Origin of the sequence: Rhizomicrobium sp. (assembly GCA_037200985.1) — a bacterium.
GTDB lineage: Bacteria > Pseudomonadota > Alphaproteobacteria > Micropepsales > Micropepsaceae > Rhizomicrobium.
Window position 1 is genome coordinate 4,417,238 of sequence record JBBCGJ010000001.1, and the last position, 20,208, is coordinate 4,437,445.

The following is a 20,208-nucleotide window of genomic DNA, read 5'->3' on the forward strand; positions in this document are numbered from 1 at the left end:
TCTCATGAACCAGATGATCCTCGACCGCGAGACCGAAGGCACCATCGCCGTCGACAAGATGCTCGGCGACGCGACGCAGGCGCTGCTGAAGTCCCAGCGGCCCGATGGCCATTGGGTGTTCGAGCTCGAGGCCGACGCGACCATCCCGTCCGAATACGTCCTTCTGGTCCATTATCTGGCGGAAGCGCCGAACCTCGATCTCGAGCGCAAGATCGGCAGTTACCTGCGCCGCATCCAGTCGAAGGACCATGGCGGCTGGCCGCTCTATCACGGCGGCGCCTTCGACATTTCCGCGACCGTGAAGGCCTATTTCGCGCTCAAGATGATCGGCGACGATATCGGCGCGCCGCACATGGTGCGCGCCCGCGAGGCGATCCGCGCGCGGGGCGGCGCCATCAAGGCGAACGTCTTCACCCGCATCCTGCTTGCGCTCTATGGCGAGACATCGTGGCAGAACGTGCCGACCGTGCCGGTCGAGCTGATCCTGCTGCCGCGCTGGTTCCCGATCCATCTGTCCAAGATGAGCTATTGGGCCCGCACCGTGATCGTGCCGCTGCTGGTGCTGGCCGCCAGACAGCCCGTCGCGCGCAATCCGCGCGGCATCCATGTGCCCGAGTTGTTCGTCGCAGGCGTGCCGGTCGCATCGCCCCGCGCGCCGCACCAGTCCGCCGGATGGTCCTTCTTCTTCAACACGCTCGACAAGGTGCTGAAGATCGTGCCGTGGCCAGGGCGCCTGCGGCGGCGCGCCATCGACGCTTGCGTGGCATGGACGACCGAGCGTCTCAACGGCGAGGACGGCCTCGGCGCGATCTACCCGGCCATGGCCAATTCCGTGATGATGTACGACGCGATGGGCGTGCCGGAGAGCGATCCGCGCCGTGCCATCGCCCGCAAATCGGTCGAACTGCTGCTCGTGGTCAAGGACGACGAGGCCTATTGCCAGCCCTGCGTCTCGCCGGTGTGGGACACGGCGCTGGCCGCGCACGCGCTGATGGAGGCGAAGTCGGACGTCGCGGATGCCGCCGTGGCGAAGAGCCTCGAATGGCTGAAGCGCCGCCAGGTGCTCGACGTCAAAGGCGACTGGGCGGAGGAACGGCCGGACGTCCGTCCCGGCGGCTGGGCCTTCCAGTACAACAACGCGCATTATCCCGATCTCGACGACACCGCCGTGGTGGTGATGGCGCTCGACCGCGCCCGCGAACGCGCCGCGCCGTCCGCCGACGACGCGCAAGCCATCGCGCGGGGCCGCGAATGGGTCGAGGGCCTGCAATCGAAGAACGGCGGCTGGGGCGCCTTCGACGCCGACAACGCGTATTACTACCTCAACAACATCCCCTTCGCCGATCACGGCGCGCTGCTCGATCCGCCTACGGACGATGTCACCGGCCGCTGCATCGGCATGCTGGCCCAGCTCGGTGCCGGTCCGGACAATCGGTTCATCGAAGGCGGTATCCAGTTCCTGAAAGATTCGCAGCTCAAGGACGGCAGCTGGTTCGGCCGCTGGGGCGTCAATTATATCTACGGCACATGGTCCGCGCTCGCCGGCCTCAACGCAGCGTACATGCTGCCCGACGATCCGGTGATGCTGCGCGCCGCCGATTGGCTCAAGAAAATCCAGAACGCAGACGGCGGCTGGGGCGAGGATTGCGACTCCTACAAGCTCGATTACAAGGGCTATGAACCCGCGCCCTCGACCGCGTCGCAGACCGCCTGGGCGCTGCTCGGCCTGATGGCCGCCGGCGAGGTCGACAGTGCCGCCGTCGCGCGCGGCATCCGCTATCTCGAGGCGACGCAGGGCAAAGACGGCCTTTGGCCGCAGGAGCACTACACGGGCGGCGGTTTCCCGCGCGTGTTCTACCTGCGCTACCACGGCTATCCGAAATTCTTCCCGCTCTGGGCTGTGGCGCGCTACCGCAATCTGAAAGCGGGGAATTCAAGACACGTTGCGTATGGATTGTGACATCTGCTTTCCTCCCCCGCCGTTGCGGGGGAGGTGCCGAGCGCAGCGAGGCGGAGGGGGCTTGCACTGGCCCCCTCCGTCACGCCTTCGCTGCGCTTTGGCGTGCCACCTCCCCAGCAACGGCGGGGGAGGAAAGACATGACCACCGTCCTCGCCGCCGTCGGCCTCGCGCGCGAGGCCAGGATCGCCGCCCGCGCCAAGCTCACGCCCGTGATCGGCGCCGGCAAGGGCGCGCTGCTGGAACAGCGCCTTTCCTGGGCCATCGCCAAGGGGGCCAAGGGCATCGTCAGCTTCGGCATCGCGGGCGCGCTGGCGCCGCTGCTCAAGATCGGCGATGTCGTGATCGCCACCCATGTCGTGCACGACGACGAGCATTACGCGACCGACCCGCAATGGAGCGGCATCCTGCGCGAGCGCCTTCCCGCCGCCCATTCCGTCGTGCTCGCCGGCCACGATCTGATCGTCAACCATGTCGACGGCAAGCGCCGTCTCTTCGCGCTGACCGGCGCGCATGCGGTGGACATGGAATCCCACATCGCCGCCCGCCTCGCGGCGCGCCACGGCATTCCCTTCGTCGCGCTGCGCGCGATCTCGGATGCCTGGACCAAAGGCCTGCCGCCGGCCGCGCTGGAGCCGCTCAGCGACAGCGGCAAGCCGCGCCTCGCGCGCATCCTCGCCTCGGTCGCCGCCGATCCGTCTCAGATTCCCGATCTGCTCGCCACTGGCCGCGAGGCCGGCAAGGCGTTCCGCGCGCTACTCCGCAGCCGCGACGCTCTCGGGCTTTTTCTTGGCTGCCCGTACCTCGGCTAGCTTGTTCTCGACATGGGCGGAGAACACGAACTCCGCCGGGCGCTGGTGCGAGGTGTCGATGTCCGGCTTGAACGGCCCGCTCGTCTTCACGCCGCGCACCGCCAGCGGGATCAGCTTGTAGGGATGCTGGATCGAATCGATCACCGCCGTGCCCTCGAAGCCGCAATGGACCATGCAGTCCTGGCATTTCTCGTATTTGCCGACGCCATACTTGTCCCAGTCGGTGCCTTCGATCAGCTCCTTGAAGGTCTTCACATAGCCTTCGCCGAGCAGGTAGCAGGGCTTCTGCCAGCCGAACACGCAGCGCAGCGGCATCGACCAGGGCGTGCACTCATAGGTCTGGTTGCCGGCGAGGAAGTCGAGGAACAGCGGGCTCTGGGTGAACTCCCAAGCCTTGCCGCCATTGCCGCGCGAAAGGATATCGCGGAACAGCTTCTTGGTGCGCTCGCGGTTGAGGAAACTGTCCTGGTCCGGCGCCCGCTCATAGGCATAGCCGGGCGAGATCGTGATCCCGTCCAGCCCCATCTCCATCATCGTGTCGAAGAACTTCGCCACCCGCTCGGGGATCGCGTTGGAGAACAGCGTGCAGTTGATCTGGGTGCGGAAGCCCTTGGACTTGGCGAGCTTGATCGCGGCGATCGCCTTGTCGTAGACGCCGTCGAGGCAGACGGAGTGATCGTGCATCGCCTTGTCGCCGTCCAGATGGATCGACCAGGTGAAGTTCGGGTGCGGCTTGTACTGGTCGATCTTCTTGGAGAGCAGGATCGCGTTGGTGCACAGGATCACGAATTTGTTGCGGTCCAGATAGCCCTGCACGATCTGCGGCATCTCGCGATGGAGCAGCGGCTCGCCGCCCGCGATCGAGACGGCGGGCGCGCCGCATTCGTCGATCGCCTCCATGCACTCCTGATAGGACAGGCGCTGGTTCAGGATGTCGTCGGGATAATCGATCTTGCCGCAGCCGGCGCAGGCGAGGTTGCAGCGAAACAACGGCTCCAGCATGAGCACCAGCGGATAGCGCTTCTTGCCCGTCAGATGCTGCTTCATCACATAGGCGCCGATGCGCGCCGCCTGCTGAACCGGAAGACCCATGTTCTATTCTCCTCGTCCCGCCGGAGGCGGGCAAAACAAAAGACTCTAGGCCGCCGGTGCGCGGTCGTTGCGCAACTCCGCCGGCAGGCGGAATTCGATATGCTCTTTCTTGCCGTCCATGGTCTCGACGCTGACCGGCGCGATGCGGCCGAGCGCGGCGATCACGTCCTCGACCAGCCGCTCGGGCGCCGACGCGCCGGCGGTCAGCCCGACCCGCGCCTTGCCCCGCACCCATTCGGGCTTGAGCTCGCTGCCGTCGGCCAGAAGATAGCTCGGCACGCCGACCTCGCGGCCGATCTCGACCAGCCGGTTGGAGTTCGAGCTGTTCTTGGCGCCGACCACCAGGATCACATCGGCCACTTCGGCCAGTTGGCGCACCGCCGTCTGACGGTTCTGCGTGGCATAGCAGATGTCGGTCGTCTCGGGTCCGACGATGTCGCTGAAGCGCTTCTTCAGCGCCAGGATGATGCTCTTGGTGTCGTCGATGGAAAGCGTGGTCTGGGTGATATAGGCGACCGGCATCTCGGTCGGCAGCGTCAGCGCCGCGACATCCGACTCGGACTGCACCAGGGTCACCGGCGCGCCGACCTGGCCCATCGTGCCTTCGACTTCGGGATGCCCGGCATGGCCGATCAGGATCAGGTGCCGGCCATGGGCGACATAGCGCTTGCCCTGGTTGTGCACCTTGGAGACCAGCGGGCAGGTGGCATCGAGCACGGGCAGCTTCCGCGACTGCGCGGTGTCGACCACGCTGCGCGGCACGCCATGGGCGCTGAACACGGTGACGGCGCCATCCGGAACTTCGGTCAGCTCCTCGACGAAGACCGCGCCCTTGTTCTTCAGCGTGTCGACGACGTGTTTGTTGTGGACGATTTCGTGGCGCACATAGACCGGCTCGCCGTATTTCTCCAGCGCGCGCTCGACGATGTCGATGGCGCGCACCACACCGGCGCAGAACCCACGGGGCTGGGCGAGAATGACTCGCATCGGAACTCCTGTACCGGGCCTGATGGTGACCTGAATTCGAGCCTATAGCTACCGGAATGATGCAGTGCAACCACAGGGGCTGGCATTTACCACGAGCCGCATGTAGGTCTGCCTTTTGCGTCGTTCAATTGTGCTAGGCTGTCTTGTTATGTCCCTGCCCTTTTTGGGGAAATTAGCGGCAGGTCGCACGGGGTGTTCATGGAGAGTTCGTCACGCGGCGCGCCGGCCCGGCCGTTCACCACAGGATTGCCGCAAGCCTTGGCGGCCGCGGCCCGCACGGTGGACGAGACGCTGGAGCGCGTCCTGCCCAAGCCGCATGGCCTGCACGCCCGCGTGCATGAAGCCATGCGCTACGCCACATTCGCCGGCGGCAAGCGGCTGCGCCCTTTCCTGGTACTGAATTCCGCCAGGCTGTTCGGCGTCGATCCGGCGCGTGCCGCGCGGGTCGGCGCCGCCATCGAAGTTCTCCACACCTATTCGCTGGTGCATGACGATCTGCCCTGCATGGACGACGACGATCTGCGCCGCGGCCGTCCGACGACTCATATCGCCTATGACGAGATGACGGCGGTTCTGGCGGGTGATGCGCTTTTGACACTCGCGTTCGAAATCCTCGCTCATCCCGACACGCACGACTCGGGCGAGGTGCGCAGCGCCCTGGTCCTCAGGCTGGCCGAGGCCTCCGGCTCCAACGGGATGATCGGCGGCCAGATGATCGACATGCAGGCGGCGCAGAGCGCCTTCGGCGCCGACGAAGTGGTCCTGCTGCAGCGGCTGAAGACCGGCCAGCTCTTCGAATTCTCCTGCGAGGCCGGCCCGATCCTCGGCCAGGCCGGAACGGAGCATCGCGACCGTCTGAAGTCATACGCCCGCGACATGGGCCTGGTGTTCCAGATCACCGACGACCTGCTCGACGTGACCTCCACCGCGGAGAAGACCGGCAAGGCCGTCGGCAAGGACAACGACCAGGGCAAGGCCACGCTGGTTTCCCTGATGGGCGTCGACGGCGCCCGCACCGAGGCCGAAAGGCTCGCCCGCCGCGCCGCCGCCACCTTGGCGCCCTACGGCAACGCCGCGCCCGAGCTCGTGGAACTTCCCATCTTCCTCTTGGACCGAGAGTCCTGATGTCAGACCAATCCCGGACTCCCCTGCTCGACACCGTCACGATCCCCGCCGACCTGCGCCGTCTCGACAAGGCGCAATTGCGCCAGCTCGCCGACGAGCTGCGGCTCGAGCTGATCGACGCGGTGTCGGTCAGCGGCGGCCATTTCGGCGCCGGCCTCGGCGTCGTCGAGCTGACCGTCGCGCTGCATTACGTGTTCGACACGCCGGACGACCGCATCGTGTGGGATGTCGGCCACCAGGCCTATCCGCACAAGATCCTCACCGGCCGCCGCGACCGCATCCGCACCATCCGCACGGGCGGCGGGCTCTCCGGCTTCACGCGCCGGAGCGAGAGCGAATACGATCCGTTCGGCGCGGCGCATTCTTCGACCTCGGTCAGCGCCGGCCTCGGCATGGCGGTCGCCCGCGACCTGCTCGGCAAGGACAATCACGTGATCGCCGTGATCGGCGACGGCGCGATGAGCGCCGGCATGGCCTATGAGGCGATCAACAATGCCGGCCATCTGAAGAGCCGTCTTCTCGTCGTGCTCAACGACAACAACATGTCCATCGCGCCGGCCACCGGCGCGCTCAACGCGCATCTGAACGCACTGGCCGCGACGGGCTCGGGCGACGATACGCTGTTCGAGAAGCTCGGCATGCGCCATATCGGTCCTGTCGACGGCCATGACGTGGTCGCGCTGGTGGACGCCCTCGAGAACATCCGCGACGGCGCGCCCGAGCCGGTGCTGCTCCACATCGTCACCGCCAAGGGCAAGGGCTACCCGCCGGCCGAGAATTCGCCGGATCGCGGCCACGCCAATACCGGCTTCGACGTGGCGACCGGGGCGCTGAAGAAGAGCGCGTCGAAAGCGCCGAGCTACACCTCCGTCTTCGCCAAGGCGCTGATCGCGGAGGCCGAGGCCGATCCCAGGATCGTCGCCATCACCGCCGCGATGCCGTCCGGCACCGGGCTCGACGTCTTCGGCAAGGCGTTCCCCGCGCGCTCCTTCGATGTCGGCATCGCCGAGCAGCACGCCGTGACCTTCGCCGCCGGTCTCGCCACGGAAGGGCTCAAGCCCTTCGCGGTGATCTATTCGACCTTCCTGCAGCGCGCCTATGACCAGGTGGTGCACGACGTGGCGATCCAGAACCTGCCCGTGCGCTTTGCGATGGACCGCGCCGGCCTGGTCGGCGCCGACGGCGCGACCCATGCCGGCTCTTTCGATCTGGCCTATCTCTGCTGCCTGCCGAATTTCACCGTGATGGCGGCGGCGGACGAGGCCGAGCTGATGCACATGGTGGCGACCGCCGCGGCGCACGACTCCGGCCCGATCGCGCTGCGCTATCCGCGCGGCGAAGGCACGGGCGTGGCGCTGCCGGCGCGCGGCGAAATCCTGCCCATCGGCAAGGGCCGCATCGTGCGCGAAGGCAAGGAGGTCGCGATCCTGACGCTCGGCACGCGTCTCGGGGCCGCGCTCGACGCCGCCGACAGCCTGAAGGCGAAGGGCATCTCCTGCACCGTCGCGGACGCGCGCTTCGCCAAGCCGCTGGACGAGGATCTCGTCCGCCGCCTCGTGCGCCATCACGGCATGCTGGTGACGGTGGAGGAAGGCTCGACCGGCGGCTTCGGCGCCCAGGTCCTGCACTTCATCGCCAATGAGGGCCTGTTGCGCCCCGGCTTCGACATCCGCACCATGACCCTGCCCGATCTCTTCCAGGAGCATGACAGCCCCGAGAAGCAATACGAGACCGCGGGTCTTGCCGCCGGCGACATCGCCCGCGTGGTTTCCACGCATTTCGTGGCGAAGGCCCAGGCGCGGGGGTAGGGCGCGTCGTCCCGGCCGAGCGTCACGCCGTGCCGCATGGAAACGACCAGGCGCCGCACCGCGGCCGGTCTTGACCGGCGGGCGCGAATTCATTTCCCATTCAGGCCCGAACTTGTAGGCACGGCTTGGATCCCCGCGACGCCCGGCCGGGCGGGGATGACAATCGTGTTTCAGGGAACCAATCTAGGCGCATCCGGTTGAAAGATCACTTCTCCCGCCTGCGTTCATGGAGATCGTCATGAGATTCGCACTTCTCCGCCTGTCCGCCGCTTTCGCGTTCCTGTTCGCCCTCGCGCTGCCGCTGGCGGCGGCGCGCGCCGCCGACGATCCGGCGATCGCGACCGTGCAGAATTTCTACGACACGCTGCTGGATTCGATGAAGGGCGGCGCCGGTCTCGGCGCGCAGGGCCGCTACAACAAGCTGAAGCCCGTCATCGAGCAGACCTTCGAGCTCGGCACCATGATCAAATACGCGGTCGGCCCCGGCTGGGACACCGCCTCGCCGGCCGACCAGAAGGCGCTGACCGAAGCGTTCGAGCGCATGACGATCGCGCAATATGCCGGCAATTTCGACAGCTATAACGGCGAGAAATTCGTCGTCGATCCGAACGTGACGGTGCGCGGCACCGACCGCTATGTCTCGAGCAAGCTCGTGACCAAGGACCAGACGGTGGTCTTCATCTACCGCGTGCGGCAATTCGGTTCGAGCTGGAAGATCATCGATGTGCTGCTGGAGGGTTCGATCAGCCAGCTCTCGGTCTACCGCTCCGACTACGCCGCGACGATCAAGGCCGGCGGCGCCGCCGCCCTGGTCAAGAAGATCGACGCCATCGCCGACAAGGCGTTGAAGGGCTGACGCGTATTTTCCTCCCCCGCAAAGCGGGGGAGGTGGCACGCCGAAGCGCAGCGCAGGCATGACGGAGGGGGCCTGCCGTCCCGCACAGGCCCCCTCCGCCTCGCTTCGCTTGGCACCTCCCCCGCAACAGCGGGGGAGGAAAGTTATTTGATCGGCGGTCTTCCCATCAGCGCGGGCTGGAAGAACAGCATCGTCGCCAGCGTCCAGAACAGCGAGATCATCAGAAGCTCGCCCATGCTCGCGGTGCCCGGATGGCTCGACAGCCACAGGCTGCCGAAGCCGCTCGCCGTCGTCGCCGCGCTGAAGATCACCGCCCGGGTCAGGCTCGATTGCAGAAGGTTGGTCTGGCCGTTGCGCCACGCCATGACGAAATAGATGTTGAACGCCACCCCGATCCCGAACAGCAGCGGCAGCGCGATGACGTTGGCGAAATTGAGCTGAAGCCCGATCGCCACCGCCGTCCCGATCGTCAGGAGGCCCGTCAGGACGAGCGGGATGATGGTCAGGAGCACGTCGCGCACCCGCCGGAGCACCAGGAGCAGGAGCGCGGTGATCGCCGCGAAGGACAGAAGGCCCGCCTCGATGAAGGCGTTCACGATCGTCGTTCCGGACTGACGGATCGAGATCGGCGCGCCGGTCGCGTCTGGCGCCACCTTCATCACCGCCTTGGAGAAGGCGTTGAGCGACTGGTTGCTGCCGCTGGTGTCCGCCGGGAACACCTGGATGCGCGCCGTGCCGTCCTTCGCCACCCAGTCGCGCACCATGTCCGGCGGCATCGTATCCAGCGCGATCGGCGAGGCCTGCAGCGACGCGCTCATCTGCGTCAGCAAGGTCTTCAACCCCGGCACCAGCGCCTCCGCCGCGCGCGCCCGCAAAGCCGGCGTGCCGTCCGCCAGCCTGTCCAGCGTCGCGGCCAGCGCCTCGGCATCCTTGGCGGCCGGCGTGCCGTCTTTTTCCGCAGCCTCGCGCAGGGCATTCGCGGTGTCCCGCAGGCTCGCCACCACCTCCTCATCGGTCGGCTCGGGCTTCACGGCGAACGGGTTGATGGTCGCATCGAGCAGGAGATTCGCATCGCCGATCAGCTTGAGCTTGGCCGGCTGGTCGTCCGGCACGAAGTCGGCGAGCGTGATCGCCTGGTCGACCGCCTTCAGGCCGGCGATCTTGCGCGCCAGGACCTTCGCGGCGTCGAGGCTGGGCGCCAGCACGTCGATCGTGTTGGGCGAGGTCTGCGGGTCCTTGGTCAGGTCCAGGATCGTCGACACCGATTCGGTCTTGGCGCTGCGCAGGTCGAGCGGATTGAAATCGAATTTGACGAAGGAGGTGAGGACCAGCCCGACGATTCCGGCCAGCAGCCCCCAGCCCAGCACCTGGCGGCGCCGCGCGATCATGAGCCGGTCGACCGGCGCGAAGAAGCGGTAGCCGACGTCCTCGCTCTCGCCCACCGGCTGGGTCAGCATCAGGAGCGCCGGCAGGAAGCTCACCGTCAGCGAGAAGGCGACGACCATGCCGATGCCAGCCACCATGCCGAGCTGCGCGACGCCGGCATATTCCGTCGGCACGAAGGAGAAGAAACCCGCCGCCGTCGCGGCCGCGGCGAGCGCCAGGGGCTTTCCGACGCTGCGTCCGGCGCAGGTCAGCGACTGGCGCAGGTCGTGCACCACGAAGCGCTCATGGCGGTAGCGCACGCAGAACTGGATGCCGAAATCGACGCCGAGCCCGACGAACAAGGCCACGAAGGCGATCGAGATGATGTTGAAGACATGGGCGAAATAGAGCCCCGCCGCCATGGTGACGCAGAGCCCCACCACGATCGTCAAAAGGATGCAGAAGATGATCTTGAACGAGCGCACCGCCAGCCACAGCGTCGCGATCACCGCCGCCATCATGGCGATGCCCATCAGCAGGGCGCGGTCGGCCAGCGTCGCGAATTCCTCGTCCGACAGCGGCACCGGCCCGGTCAGGCGCACCCGCACGCCGTTCTCGGGCGTCAGCCCCAGCTTGCGCGCCGTGGCGCGGATGGCGTCGGTCGCCGCCTCGCCCGGCTCCAGCGAGCCGAAATCGAGCTTGGGCTGCACCTCGATGAAGCGCCGCGTCTCGCGCGTCGCCGCCGGCGCGCCCGTCACCAGCGCGCGCCAGGAGAGCCAGGTCTTCCGGCCGTCCGCGACCTTGGCCAGCGTCGCGCCGAAGCCGTGGATCGGGCGCTGCAGGTCGGAAAGCTTCGCCTGGCCGCGCGCCACGCCTTCGAGCGCGGTCTGAAGGCTGGTCATGATCCCGCGCAGGGACGGATCGGCCGCCATGGGGCCCAGGAACGGCGCGGCCGCGATGATCTGCTCGGTGTTCGCCTTGACCTCCGGGAGCGGCAGGAAGAGCAGGCCGTTCTTGTCGAAGAAGTCGCCGCCGTCGGGCCGGCGCACGCTGTCGAACTGTTTGGTCTGCGCCGCCAGCGCATCGGACAGCGCCTTGGTCCCGGCCTCGGCCAGTTCCGGCGTCTGTCCGTCCACCACCACCGCGATGAGGTTGACCTGCTGGGGAAACAGCGAGTCGAAATGCATTTCGCGCTGCCGCCAGTCGACATTGGGCGATATCAGCTTGGTCGAGTCGGTGTCCATGTTGAAATTGACGGCCGTATAGGCCGCGGCCGCCGCACCGAGCGCCAGGAACAGGGCGACGACGAATCTGGGGGCGCGGCAGCATGCTGCCACGAGGCGCTCGGTAACCGACATGGGGATGGCTTGTAGCGGAGGCCTAGAAGTCCGGCAAACCCTGGACGTCGGGCACGCCATTGTGGATTTCGGCGTTGCGCGACTGGCGGTACAGGCTGCGGGTCGTGGCGTAGAGGTCGATGGAGTTGCGCTGGATCTCGCGCAACTCGTCGATGCCGATCGAGCGCGAATCCATCAGCGAAACGACCCGGATCGGCCAGGACCAGTAATAGTTCTTGTGCCGCCACTGGATATAGCCGAGCGGGTTGATATAGCCGTCGATATAGGCCCCGGCCAGGTCGCGCGGATCGGCCGGCCCGGCCAGCGGAATCACCATATAGGGACCCTCTCCGACGCCGTACCAGCCCATGGTCTGGCCGAAATCCTCCTGGTGATAGGGCAGGCCCCACCCCGTCGCGACGTCGAACACGCCGGCGAAGCCGAGCGTGGAATTGACCGCGAAGCGCTCGATGGCCTCGCCGCCGCGGCTCACATTGCCCTGCAGCACGTCGTTGGCGACGGTGACCGGCAGGCGCAGATTGGTCAGGAAATAATGGAGGTGCTCGCGCACCGGCGCCGGCGCCGCGCTCCGGTAGAAGGTCGCGACCGGCAGGGCGACGCGATTGTCCAGGCTATGGTTGAAATCGAATACCTGGCGGTTCACCGGCTCGAACGGATCGTTCTGCTCGACGGATTCCTGGCTCGTCGAACACGCACCCAGACCGGCGCACAGAGCGAGCACGCCTGCAAAAACCCGATATCGCACACATCCCCCCGAATGCCTTCGGCCTTCCGCCGCCGGGGCAGGTTAACGCGAATATTCGCGGACCGTCTACGCCCCCGAGCGGCCCAATTCCTTTGGCCGCACTGCAAGAGAGCCGTCTACATCACCGCGCCGATCTGCCAGGGAACGAACTCCGTTCCGCCGTAACCAAGTTCCTCGCTCTTGCTCTTGGTTCCCGACGCGACCGCCAGCAGCAGGTCGAGCACCTCCGCGCCCTTCTCCTCCACCGTCGCGGCGCCCGACGCGATCGGACCGCAATCGATGTCGATGTCTTCCTTCATCCGCTCGTAGATCGCGCTGTTGGAGGCGAGCTTGATCGACGGCGAAGGCTTGCAGCCATAGGCCGAGCCGCGCCCGGTGGTAAACGCGATCAGCGTGGCGCCCGAGGCGACCTGGCCGGTCGCGCTGCACGGATCGAAGCCCGGCGAGTCCATGAACACCAGGCCGCGCTCGGGGATCGGCGCGGCGTATTCCACGACCGCGTTCAGCGGCGAGGTTCCGGCCTTCGCCACCGCGCCCAGCGATTTCTCCAGGATGGTCGTCAGCCCGCCCGCCTTGTTGCCCGGCGAGGGATTGTTGTTCATCTCCATGTCGTGGATTTTCGTGTAGTGCTCCCACCAGTCGAGCCGCGCGCGCAGCTTCGCCGACACCTCCGGTGCTTTGGCGCGGGCATAGAGCAGATGCTCGGCGCCGTAGATTTCCGGCGTCTCCGAAAGAATGACGGTGGCGCCCAGCGCCGCCAGCCGGTCGCTGGCATTACCCAGCGCCGGGTTGGAGGTCACGCCCGACCACGCATCCGATCCGCCGCATTGCAGGCCCAGCACCAGTTCGCTGGCGGGCACCTCGGTGCGCCGCGCCTTGTCGAGCCTGGGCAGGATCGCCTTCAGCCGCTCCAACCCCTCCTCGATGGCGCGCCTTGTGCCGCCGACGTCCTGGATCGTGTAAGCGTGGAAGGCATCGCTCTCGGCCAGGCCGTAATCGGCCTTCAGCCGGTCGATCTGGATCACCTCGCAGCCGAGCCCGACCAAGAGGATCGCGCCGAAATTCGGATTGGCCGCGGTGCCCCACAGGGTGCGGCGCAGGATGTCGAAGCCTTCGCCCGATCCCGCCATGCCGCAGCCGCTGGCATGGGTGATCGGCACGATGCCGTCGACATGGTCGAAGCCCTGCAGCAGGCCGCTGCGCTCGGCCGCTTCGGCGATGTGCCGCGCCACGGTCGCCGAGCAGTTCACGCTCGTCAGGATGCCGATATAGTTCCGCACGCCGGCGCGCCCGTCATGGCGGCGATAGCCCAGGAAGCTGCGCGCCGGCTCGTCGCGATGCCAGGGCGGCGCCGGCGCGACCGCGTTGCGCAAATCGGAGACGGCGAGATTGTGGACATGGACATGCGCGCCCGGCGCGATCTCCATCGTCGCCGCGCCGATCACCTGGCCGTATTTGCGCACCGCCTCGCCGGCCGCGATCGCGCGCGTCGCGATCTTGTGGCCGGAGGGGACGGACTCGCGTGCCGTGACGGTCTCCGAAGCGACCCGCGTGCCCGGCGCGATGCGGCCGACCGCGACGACGACATTGTCGCCCCTGTGCAGGCGTACCGTTACGGCATCCTTGGTGAGAACATCGGACACATCGGTTCCTTCGCGCTTGCGGGCCGCGGCGTCCGATACTTACTATCCCCGCAAGCGTCAGGCCAGACGGCCGCAAAAGCGGCGGCATTCAGGGAACGAAGCGGCATGTTGAAGGGTATCGATCCCCTCTTAGGGCCGGGCCTGCTCGCCATCCTGCGCGGCATGGGCCATGGCGATGAGATCGTGATCGCGGACGCGAACTTCCCGGCCGAGTCCACCGCGACCGGCGGCCGCCTGATCCGCGCCGACGGCGTGGACGCGCCGCGCATGGTCGCCGCCATCGTGTCCGTCCTGCCGCTGGACGGTTTCGTGCCCGCCGCCGCCTTCCGCATGGCCGTGGTCGAGAAGCCGGATGACGTTCCGGCCATCACCCGTCAATTCATGTCGGCGCTCGCGCGCGAAGGGTATGAAGGCCCCATCGAAGCCATCGAGCGCTTCGCCTTCTATGAGCGCGCGAAGAAAGCCTTCGCCGTCGTCGCCACGGGCGAGACGCGGCTCTACGGCAATCTGATCCTCAAGAAGGGCGTGGTCCGCGGATGAGGATCGACGCGCACCAGCATTTCTGGCGCATCGACCGCGGCGACTATGGCTGGCTCACGCCCAAGGACCATCCGAAGATCGCGCGCGACTTTCTGCCCGCCGACCTGGCGCCGCTGCTGAACGCGGCGAAGATCGACAGGACCGTCCTCGTCCAGGCCGCGCCGAGCGAGGAGGAGACGCATTATCTTCTCGAACTGGCCCGCGCGGCGCCCTTCGTCGCCGCCGTGGTCGGCTGGATCGATTTCGAGGCGCCCGACGCGCCCACCCGCATCGCGCGGCTTTGCGCCAACCCCAAGCTCATGGGCCTGCGCCCCATGCTCCAGGACATCGCGGACGGCGAGTGGATTCTGCGGCCCGCCTTCGCGCGGGTGTTCGACGCCATGCAGCGCGGCAAGCTGCGCTTCGACGCGCTGGTGCGGCCGCGCCATCTGCCCGCGCTGGCGGAGCTGATCGACCGCTATCCCGATCTCGCCGTCGTCATCGACCACGGCGCCAAGCCCGACATCGCCAAGGGCGGGCTCGAGGTCTGGAAGCCCTATATCCGCCACATCGCGGCGGAGACCAACGCCTATTGCAAGCTCTCGGGCCTCGCGAGCGAGGCCGGACCCGGCTGGACGGCGCAGACGTTGAAGCCTTACGTCGACGTGCTTCTGGAGTCCTTCGGCCCCGAACGGCTGATGTGGGGCAGCGACTGGCCGGTGCTGAACGAAACCGGCGACTATGCGTCCTGGCTGGGCGCCTGCGTCGCGCTGACGTCGCCGTCCGACCGCGAAGCCATCTTCGGCACCACGGCGGCGCGATTTTATGGAGTGGCCGAGTGATTGCTCTCTTTTTTCCTCCCCCGCTGTTGCGGGGGAGGGGGACCGCGAAGCGGTGGAGGGGGCACGACGGGGCGGGCCCCCTCCGTCACGCCTCCGCTGCGCTTCGGCGTGCCACCCTGCCAGGTTCGCTGTCGCTCACCTGGCCTTCGTACGCTGTCGCTACGAAGCCCCCGCAACAGCGGGGGAGGAAATACGCTCGCGAACGCCACCGGGTTTGAGGAACATATGACGCGCCCCTTCAACGGCCTCGGCCTGCATCTTGGCAATCTCTCGCGGCTTAGCGCCGCCAAGACACGATCGATCTCTCCGGAAAATTTCTCCGGCGAAAAAGGCCGGGGCGGCATGGCCGTCGATGGCCCCGCCGCCCATGCGGCGCGCGGCCTCGGCCAGGGCTGGAAGATCTCGCCCTATATCGTCATCGAACCCGGCGAGACGCGCGAACTGGCGAATATCGAAGAGGCGGGCGCCATCCAGCAGATCTGGATGACCATGGCCGGCGGCAAATGGCGCCACGCCATCCTGCGCGCCTTCTGGGACGACCAGGAGCAGCCCTCCATCGAATGCCCGACCGGCGATTTCTTCTGCGTCGGCTGGGAGCGTTTCGCGCAGGTGAGCGCGCTGCCCGTCTGCGTCAATCCCGGCCGCGCCTTCAACTGCTACTGGGAGATGCCGTTCCGCAGGCGCGCGCGCTTCGCGATGACGAACCTCTCCGACGAAAAGCTGATCCTCTACTACCAGATCAACTACACGCTGACCGACGTGCCCGACGACTGCGCCTATTTCCACGCCCAGTTCCGCCGCGCCAATCCGCTGCCGTACAAGGAGGTCTACACCATCCTCGACGGCGTGACCGGCCGGGGCCACTACGCCGGTACCTACATGGCCTGGGGCGTCAACAACGCCGGCTGGTGGGGCGAGGGCGAGATCAAGTTCTATCTCGACGGCGACCGTGATTTCCCCACCATCTGCGGCACCGGCACCGAGGATTATTTCTGCGGCGCCTTCGACTTCGACCCCGGCATCGTCGAACGCGACAGGGGCTCGGCCTATGTCGAGTTCACCACCCCCTATGCCGGCCTGCCGCAGGTAATCCGCCCCGACGGCGTCTACAAATCACAGACCCGCTTCGGGATGTACCGTTTCCATGTGATGGACCCGGTGCGCTTCGAAAGCGACCTGCGCATCACCATCCAGGCGCTCGGCTGGCGCACGCATAAGGACCGCCAATACCTGCCGCTGCAGGACGACATCGCCTCCGTCGCCTATTGGTACCAGACGCTCCCCACCGCGCCGTTCCCCGCGCTTCCCGACCGCGACTATCTGGAAGTGATCTGAGCGCATGTCCGACCGGGATTCCTCGAAGCTTCCGCTCGCCACCAAGGCCGTCTACGGCATCGGCCAGTTCGTCGACAGCATCAGCAACACCGCCCTTGCCACCTTCCTGCTGTTCTATCTGACCGCGGTCTGCGGCCTGTCCGGCTCGCTGACCGGCGCCTCGCTGTTCGCCGCGCTCGCGGTCGACGCCTTCGTCGACCCCTTCATCGGCTCGCTGTCGGACAATACAAGTTCGCGCTGGGGCCGCCGCCACCTCTACATGTTCGCGAGCTTTCCCGCGATGCTGGTCGGCCTCGGCATGCTCTTCACCGTGCCCTCGGGTCTCGGCGGCATCGCGCTCTTCGTCTACGTCACGGCGATGGCGCTCCTGCTGCGCTTCGGCCTCTCCGCCTATGTCGTGCCCTACATCGCGCTCGGCGCCGAGTTGAGCGACGACTATATCGAGCGCTCGCGGATCATCGCCTGGCGCTCCTTTTTCAGCGTGCCGGCGACCATCGTTCCCATCGTGCTCGGCTATGGCGTGTTCCTGGCGGGCAAGAACGGCCTGTTCGACCGTGCCGCCTATATCCCCTTCGGCTGGACCTGCGCCGTCATCCTCTGCGCGTTCGGCGCGCTGGCGGCGTTCGGCACGCTCGGCTCCATCGGCCGCCTGCACAAGACCGTGCCCAGCGACGACCATCCGCTGCGCCGCCTGGCGCGCGAGCTGCCCGAGGTCTTCCGCAACCGCTCTTTCCTGATCCTCTTCGTCACCGTGCTGATCTTCTTCGTGGCGCAAGGCACCGCCGCGGCGCTCAACCTGCACGGCAACAAGTTCTTCTGGAAGCTGAGCGTCGATTCCATCCAGCTCCTGTCGATCCTCGCCGCGCTCGGCCTTCTGGTCGGCATACCCATCGTCGCCCTTCTGGGCCCGCATGTCGAAAAGCGCACCATGACGCTGTGGAGCCTCGCCTATATCTGCCTCGCCCAGGCCGGCATGCCGCTCTTGCGCATCTGGGGCGTCTTGCCCGAGGGCGGGCCGCTGCTCGTCACGCTGCTCGCGATCAACAACGTGCTGGTCTATGGCGCGGTCACGGTGCTGGCGATCAGCTTCCAGTCGATGATGGCCGATGCCGCCGACGAGCACGAACTCCTGTTCGGGGCGCGGCGCGAGGGCCTCTACTTCTCCGGCACGACGTTCTCGGCCAAGGCCGCCACCGGCATCGGCAGTTTCCTCGCGGGCGTCGCCCTCGATCTCATCCACTTTCCCGTCGATATCGCGACCAAGGGCGGCGACGCCGTCCATCTGAGCCCGGCGACGGTGACCGATCTCGGCCTCGTCTTCGGCGTCGCGCCCGCCGCGATGACGCTCGTCTGCATCGGCGTGAACTGGTTCTATCGCATCGACCGCCACGAGCACGCCCGCATCCAGCGCGAACTCGTCGCGCGCCGCGCCGGCGTGATCGAAGTCGTCGCCGACAAATTTCCAGTACCGGGGAACCTGCCATGAAGATACGGAACCGCATCACCGAACTGCTCGGCGTCGAGTACCCCATCGTGCAGGCGCCGATGGGGTGGATCGCGCGCTCCCAGCTCGCCTCCGCCGTCTCCAACGCCGGCGGCATGGGCATCATCGAGACCTCGTCGGGCGAGCTCGACGCGGTCAGGGGCGAGATCGCCAAGATGCGCGCGCTCACCACGAAGCCCTTCGGCGTGAACGTCGCGCTCGCCTTCGTGCGCGATCCGGGCATCGTGAACTTCATCATCGACCAGGGCGTGAAATTCGTCACCACCTCGGCCGGCGATCCGCGGAAGATCGTCGCGCCCCTGAAGGCCGCCGGCCTCACCGTCTTCCATGTCGTGCCGTCGCTGAAGGCCGCGCTGCGCGCCGTGGATTGCGGCGTCGACGGACTGGTGGTGGAGGGCGGCGAGGGCGGCGGCTTCAAGAATCCCAACGAGGTCGCGTCGATGGTCCTGCTCCCGCTGGTTTGCGAGAGCGTCGACGTCCCGGTCATCGCCGCCGGCGGCATGGTCGACGGCCGCACCATGGCGGCGGCTTTCCTGCTGGGCGCCGAGGGCATCCAGATGGGCACCCGCATGGTCTCGTCGGCGGAATCGCCGGTGCATGCGAACTGGAAGAATGCGATCCTGGCGGCGGCGGAGACCGACACGCTGTTCCTCAACCGCTTCGGCCCCGGCCCGGCGCTGCGCGCGCTGCGCACCGAGAAGACCGCCCGCATCGAGAAGGAACCGCCGCCCAACATCATGGCGGAGTTCGGCAAGGCCACCGACCTCTATTTCGGCGGCGACATGGAGGCCTCCATCGCGCTCTCCGGCCAGGTCGCCGGCCGCATCCACGACATCAAGCCGGTCAAACAGGTGATCGACGAGACGATCGCCGAATTCCACGCCACGATTGTGAGGGCTGCGAAGGCTTACGGTTGAGGATAAGACAAATAATAGCCCTTCGCTTAAAAATATGCACAAAGCACGTTGCACGATTAATTGTGCTTTGATATCATTCTCTGTCAAAAGGGAGATTCATCATGAGCTTTTCGCACGCAATTAAGAACATCAAAGCAGCCATCGTGTCCGCGCCACGGAATGACTACGTCGCAGAATTGCATCTGCAAGTGATCAAGTACGCCGATGAGTTTCAAAATGTGACTGGTAAGGAATTTTGTACCGCAATGGATATTGGTCCAGCCTTCGGCACAGAGTTTACAAAGATGCGTAAGATTGCTCCCCGACTGATCAAGGCGGGGCTCAATCCAAACAAGATTTAGGGTTCCGACAATGGACACACCGTCGCCGCTGTGGCGTGGGCGCGAGGATTACTTCCGGATACAATCGCCGCCGCCGACGTTTCCGATTCCGGCGGCGAAAGGAACTTCCATGACGACGCGCAAGAAGACCAGGGCGAAGGCACACGAGGCGCCGGCGCACGCCGCCCATGCCCGCCGCGGCGGCGGGCGCCCGGCCTGGCAGGGGCATCTGCGGCTGTCGCTGGTCTCCTGCCCCGTAGCCCTGTTCGGCGCCACCACGCGCACCAACGACATCTCCTTCCACATGCTGAATCCCAAGACCAACAACCGCATCCGCATGATCCCGACCGACCCCGACACCGGCCCGGTCGAGCGCAAGGATCTGGTCAAGGGCTATGAGATCGAGAAGAACAAATACGTCATCGTCAGCAACGAGGAGCTTCAGGACGTCCGCCTCGAAACCACCAAGACCATCGACATCGAGCGCTTCGTCGACGCCGGCGAGATCGACCGGCTCTATTGGAACGATCCCTATTACCTGGTGCCCGACGGCAAGACGGGGACCGAGGCCTACACCGTGATCCGCGACGCGCTGGAGCAGGCCGGCCGCATCGCCATCGGCCGCGTCGTGATGCACACGCGCGAGCGCATGGTGGCGCTGGAGCCGCGCGACAAGGGCATCGTGGCCTATACGCTGCGCAACGCCGACGAGGTGATCGATCCCAAATCCGTCTTCGGCGACATCCCCGCCACGCGCTCCGACAAGAAGATGGTGGAGATCGCGGAGAAGATCATAGAGCAGCAGGAGGGCGATTTCGATCCCTCGATGTTCGAGGACCGCTACGAGAAGGCGCTGCGCGAGCTGATCCGCCGCAAGGAGAAGGGCCAGAAGCCGGTCAAGTCAGAGCCGGTGGAAGACACCAACGTGATCGACCTGATGGAAGCCTTGCGCAAGAGCCTGAAGCACAAGGGCGCCCCGGCGAACACGAATACGAAGAAGCGGGCGCGCTCCTGAAGCACCC

Annotated in this window: 17 protein-coding genes; 12 read left to right on the forward strand and 5 right to left on the reverse strand. The window is 66.5% G+C overall.

Annotated features, from left to right (window positions below):
* The first annotated feature begins 4 nt into the window (after nt 1-4).
* Both shc and WDN01_21680 read left to right on the forward strand, forming a co-directional pair.
* A complete protein-coding gene (shc, locus tag WDN01_21675; GenBank protein MEJ0028643.1) occupies nt 5-1,960 on the forward strand; it encodes a squalene--hopene cyclase in 1,956 nt (651 codons plus the stop codon).
* 138 nt (nt 1,961-2,098) lie between these two features.
* A complete protein-coding gene (locus WDN01_21680; GenBank protein ID MEJ0028644.1) occupies nt 2,099-2,770 on the forward strand; it encodes a hypothetical protein in 672 nt (223 codons plus the stop codon).
* Here the strand turns inward: WDN01_21680 and hpnH are convergent.
* A complete protein-coding gene (gene hpnH, locus WDN01_21685) occupies nt 2,714-3,862 on the reverse strand; it encodes an adenosyl-hopene transferase HpnH (GenBank protein ID MEJ0028645.1) in 1,149 nt (382 codons plus the stop codon). The two genes, WDN01_21680 and hpnH, sit on opposite strands and share 57 nt — an antisense overlap.
* A gap of 45 nt (nt 3,863-3,907) precedes the next feature.
* Nucleotides 3,908-4,849 (reverse strand): 4-hydroxy-3-methylbut-2-enyl diphosphate reductase, encoded by a 942-nt coding sequence (ispH, locus tag WDN01_21690; GenBank protein ID MEJ0028646.1) that lies wholly within the window; start codon nt 4,847-4,849, stop codon nt 3,908-3,910.
* A gap of 198 nt (nt 4,850-5,047) precedes the next feature.
* Here ispH and WDN01_21695 point away from each other — a divergent pair, with 198 nt between their 5' ends.
* The 3 genes from WDN01_21695 to WDN01_21705 all read left to right on the forward strand — a co-directional run bounded on the left by WDN01_21695 (nt 5,048) and on the right by WDN01_21705 (nt 8,638).
* Nucleotides 5,048-5,974 (forward strand): polyprenyl synthetase family protein, encoded by a 927-nt coding sequence (locus tag WDN01_21695; protein MEJ0028647.1) that lies wholly within the window; start codon nt 5,048-5,050, stop codon nt 5,972-5,974.
* Nucleotides 5,974-7,782 (forward strand): 1-deoxy-D-xylulose-5-phosphate synthase, encoded by a 1,809-nt coding sequence (dxs, locus tag WDN01_21700; protein ID MEJ0028648.1) that lies wholly within the window; start codon nt 5,974-5,976, stop codon nt 7,780-7,782. Before WDN01_21695 ends, dxs begins: the two co-directional genes overlap by 1 nt.
* Nucleotides 7,783-8,020: 238 nt before the next feature.
* Nucleotides 8,021-8,638 (forward strand): ABC transporter substrate-binding protein, encoded by a 618-nt coding sequence (locus WDN01_21705; protein ID MEJ0028649.1) that lies wholly within the window; start codon nt 8,021-8,023, stop codon nt 8,636-8,638.
* A gap of 143 nt (nt 8,639-8,781) precedes the next feature.
* Here the strand turns inward: WDN01_21705 and WDN01_21710 are convergent, their stop codons facing one another.
* From WDN01_21710 to WDN01_21720, 3 genes are all read right to left on the reverse strand, one after another.
* The gene (locus tag WDN01_21710; protein ID MEJ0028650.1) at nt 8,782-11,361 is read right to left on the reverse strand and encodes an MMPL family transporter; all 2,580 of its coding nucleotides are present in this window, start codon (nt 11,359-11,361) and stop codon (nt 8,782-8,784) included.
* 22 nt (nt 11,362-11,383) lie between these two features.
* Nucleotides 11,384-12,082 (reverse strand): VacJ family lipoprotein, encoded by a 699-nt coding sequence (locus WDN01_21715; protein MEJ0028651.1) that lies wholly within the window; start codon nt 12,080-12,082, stop codon nt 11,384-11,386.
* Nucleotides 12,083-12,222: 140 nt separating this feature from the next.
* Nucleotides 12,223-13,749 (reverse strand): altronate dehydratase family protein, encoded by a 1,527-nt coding sequence (locus tag WDN01_21720; protein MEJ0028652.1) that lies wholly within the window; start codon nt 13,747-13,749, stop codon nt 12,223-12,225.
* 105 nt (nt 13,750-13,854) lie between these two features.
* On the opposite strand from WDN01_21720, the gene WDN01_21725 reads away from it, so the two are divergent.
* From WDN01_21725 to WDN01_21755, 7 genes are all read left to right on the forward strand, one after another.
* Nucleotides 13,855-14,289 carry an RbsD/FucU domain-containing protein gene (locus tag WDN01_21725; GenBank protein MEJ0028653.1) on the forward strand — a complete coding sequence of 145 codons (435 nt, stop codon included), beginning with the start codon at nt 13,855-13,857 and terminating at the stop codon, nt 14,287-14,289.
* Nucleotides 14,286-15,110, forward strand: a complete 825-nt coding sequence (locus WDN01_21730) for an amidohydrolase family protein (protein ID MEJ0028654.1) — start codon at nt 14,286-14,288, stop codon at nt 15,108-15,110. Before WDN01_21725 ends, WDN01_21730 begins: the two co-directional genes overlap by 4 nt.
* Nucleotides 15,111-15,335: 225 nt before the next feature.
* Nucleotides 15,336-16,445, forward strand: coding sequence for a glycoside hydrolase family 172 protein (locus WDN01_21735; protein MEJ0028655.1), 1,110 nt, complete (start codon nt 15,336-15,338; stop codon nt 16,443-16,445).
* Between the two features lie 4 nt (nt 16,446-16,449).
* The gene (locus tag WDN01_21740) at nt 16,450-17,931 is read left to right on the forward strand and encodes an MFS transporter (protein MEJ0028656.1); all 1,482 of its coding nucleotides are present in this window, start codon (nt 16,450-16,452) and stop codon (nt 17,929-17,931) included.
* Entirely contained in the window at nt 17,928-18,866 is a 939-nt protein-coding gene (locus WDN01_21745) for a nitronate monooxygenase (GenBank protein MEJ0028657.1), read from the forward strand. The genes WDN01_21740 and WDN01_21745 overlap by 4 nt, the downstream gene beginning before the upstream one ends.
* Before the next feature lie 101 nt (nt 18,867-18,967).
* Nucleotides 18,968-19,207, forward strand: a complete 240-nt coding sequence (locus WDN01_21750; protein MEJ0028658.1) for a hypothetical protein — start codon at nt 18,968-18,970, stop codon at nt 19,205-19,207.
* 109 nt (nt 19,208-19,316) lie between these two features.
* Complete coding sequence (locus WDN01_21755; GenBank protein ID MEJ0028659.1) at nt 19,317-20,201, forward strand: Ku protein; 885 nt, start codon at nt 19,317-19,319, stop codon at nt 20,199-20,201.
* Nucleotides 20,202-20,208 lie beyond the last annotated feature (7 nt).

Coding starts and splice junctions, on each gene's coding strand:
- shc (MEJ0028643.1), top strand. CDS start 5: ATGAACCAGATGATCCTCGACCGCGAGACCGAAGGCACCATCGCCGTC.
- WDN01_21680 (MEJ0028644.1), top strand. CDS start 2,099: ATGACCACCGTCCTCGCCGCCGTCGGCCTCGCGCGCGAGGCCAGGATC.
- hpnH (MEJ0028645.1), bottom strand. CDS start 3,862: ATGGGTCTTCCGGTTCAGCAGGCGGCGCGCATCGGCGCCTATGTGATG.
- ispH (MEJ0028646.1), bottom strand. CDS start 4,849: ATGCGAGTCATTCTCGCCCAGCCCCGTGGGTTCTGCGCCGGTGTGGTG.
- WDN01_21695 (MEJ0028647.1), top strand. CDS start 5,048: ATGGAGAGTTCGTCACGCGGCGCGCCGGCCCGGCCGTTCACCACAGGA.
- dxs (MEJ0028648.1), top strand. CDS start 5,974: ATGTCAGACCAATCCCGGACTCCCCTGCTCGACACCGTCACGATCCCC.
- WDN01_21705 (MEJ0028649.1), top strand. CDS start 8,021: ATGAGATTCGCACTTCTCCGCCTGTCCGCCGCTTTCGCGTTCCTGTTC.
- WDN01_21710 (MEJ0028650.1), bottom strand. CDS start 11,361: ATGTCGGTTACCGAGCGCCTCGTGGCAGCATGCTGCCGCGCCCCCAGA.
- WDN01_21725 (MEJ0028653.1), top strand. CDS start 13,855: ATGTTGAAGGGTATCGATCCCCTCTTAGGGCCGGGCCTGCTCGCCATC.
- WDN01_21730 (MEJ0028654.1), top strand. CDS start 14,286: ATGAGGATCGACGCGCACCAGCATTTCTGGCGCATCGACCGCGGCGAC.
- WDN01_21735 (MEJ0028655.1), top strand. CDS start 15,336: ATGACGCGCCCCTTCAACGGCCTCGGCCTGCATCTTGGCAATCTCTCG.
- WDN01_21740 (MEJ0028656.1), top strand. CDS start 16,450: ATGTCCGACCGGGATTCCTCGAAGCTTCCGCTCGCCACCAAGGCCGTC.
- WDN01_21745 (MEJ0028657.1), top strand. CDS start 17,928: ATGAAGATACGGAACCGCATCACCGAACTGCTCGGCGTCGAGTACCCC.
- WDN01_21750 (MEJ0028658.1), top strand. CDS start 18,968: ATGAGCTTTTCGCACGCAATTAAGAACATCAAAGCAGCCATCGTGTCC.
- WDN01_21755 (MEJ0028659.1), top strand. CDS start 19,317: ATGACGACGCGCAAGAAGACCAGGGCGAAGGCACACGAGGCGCCGGCG.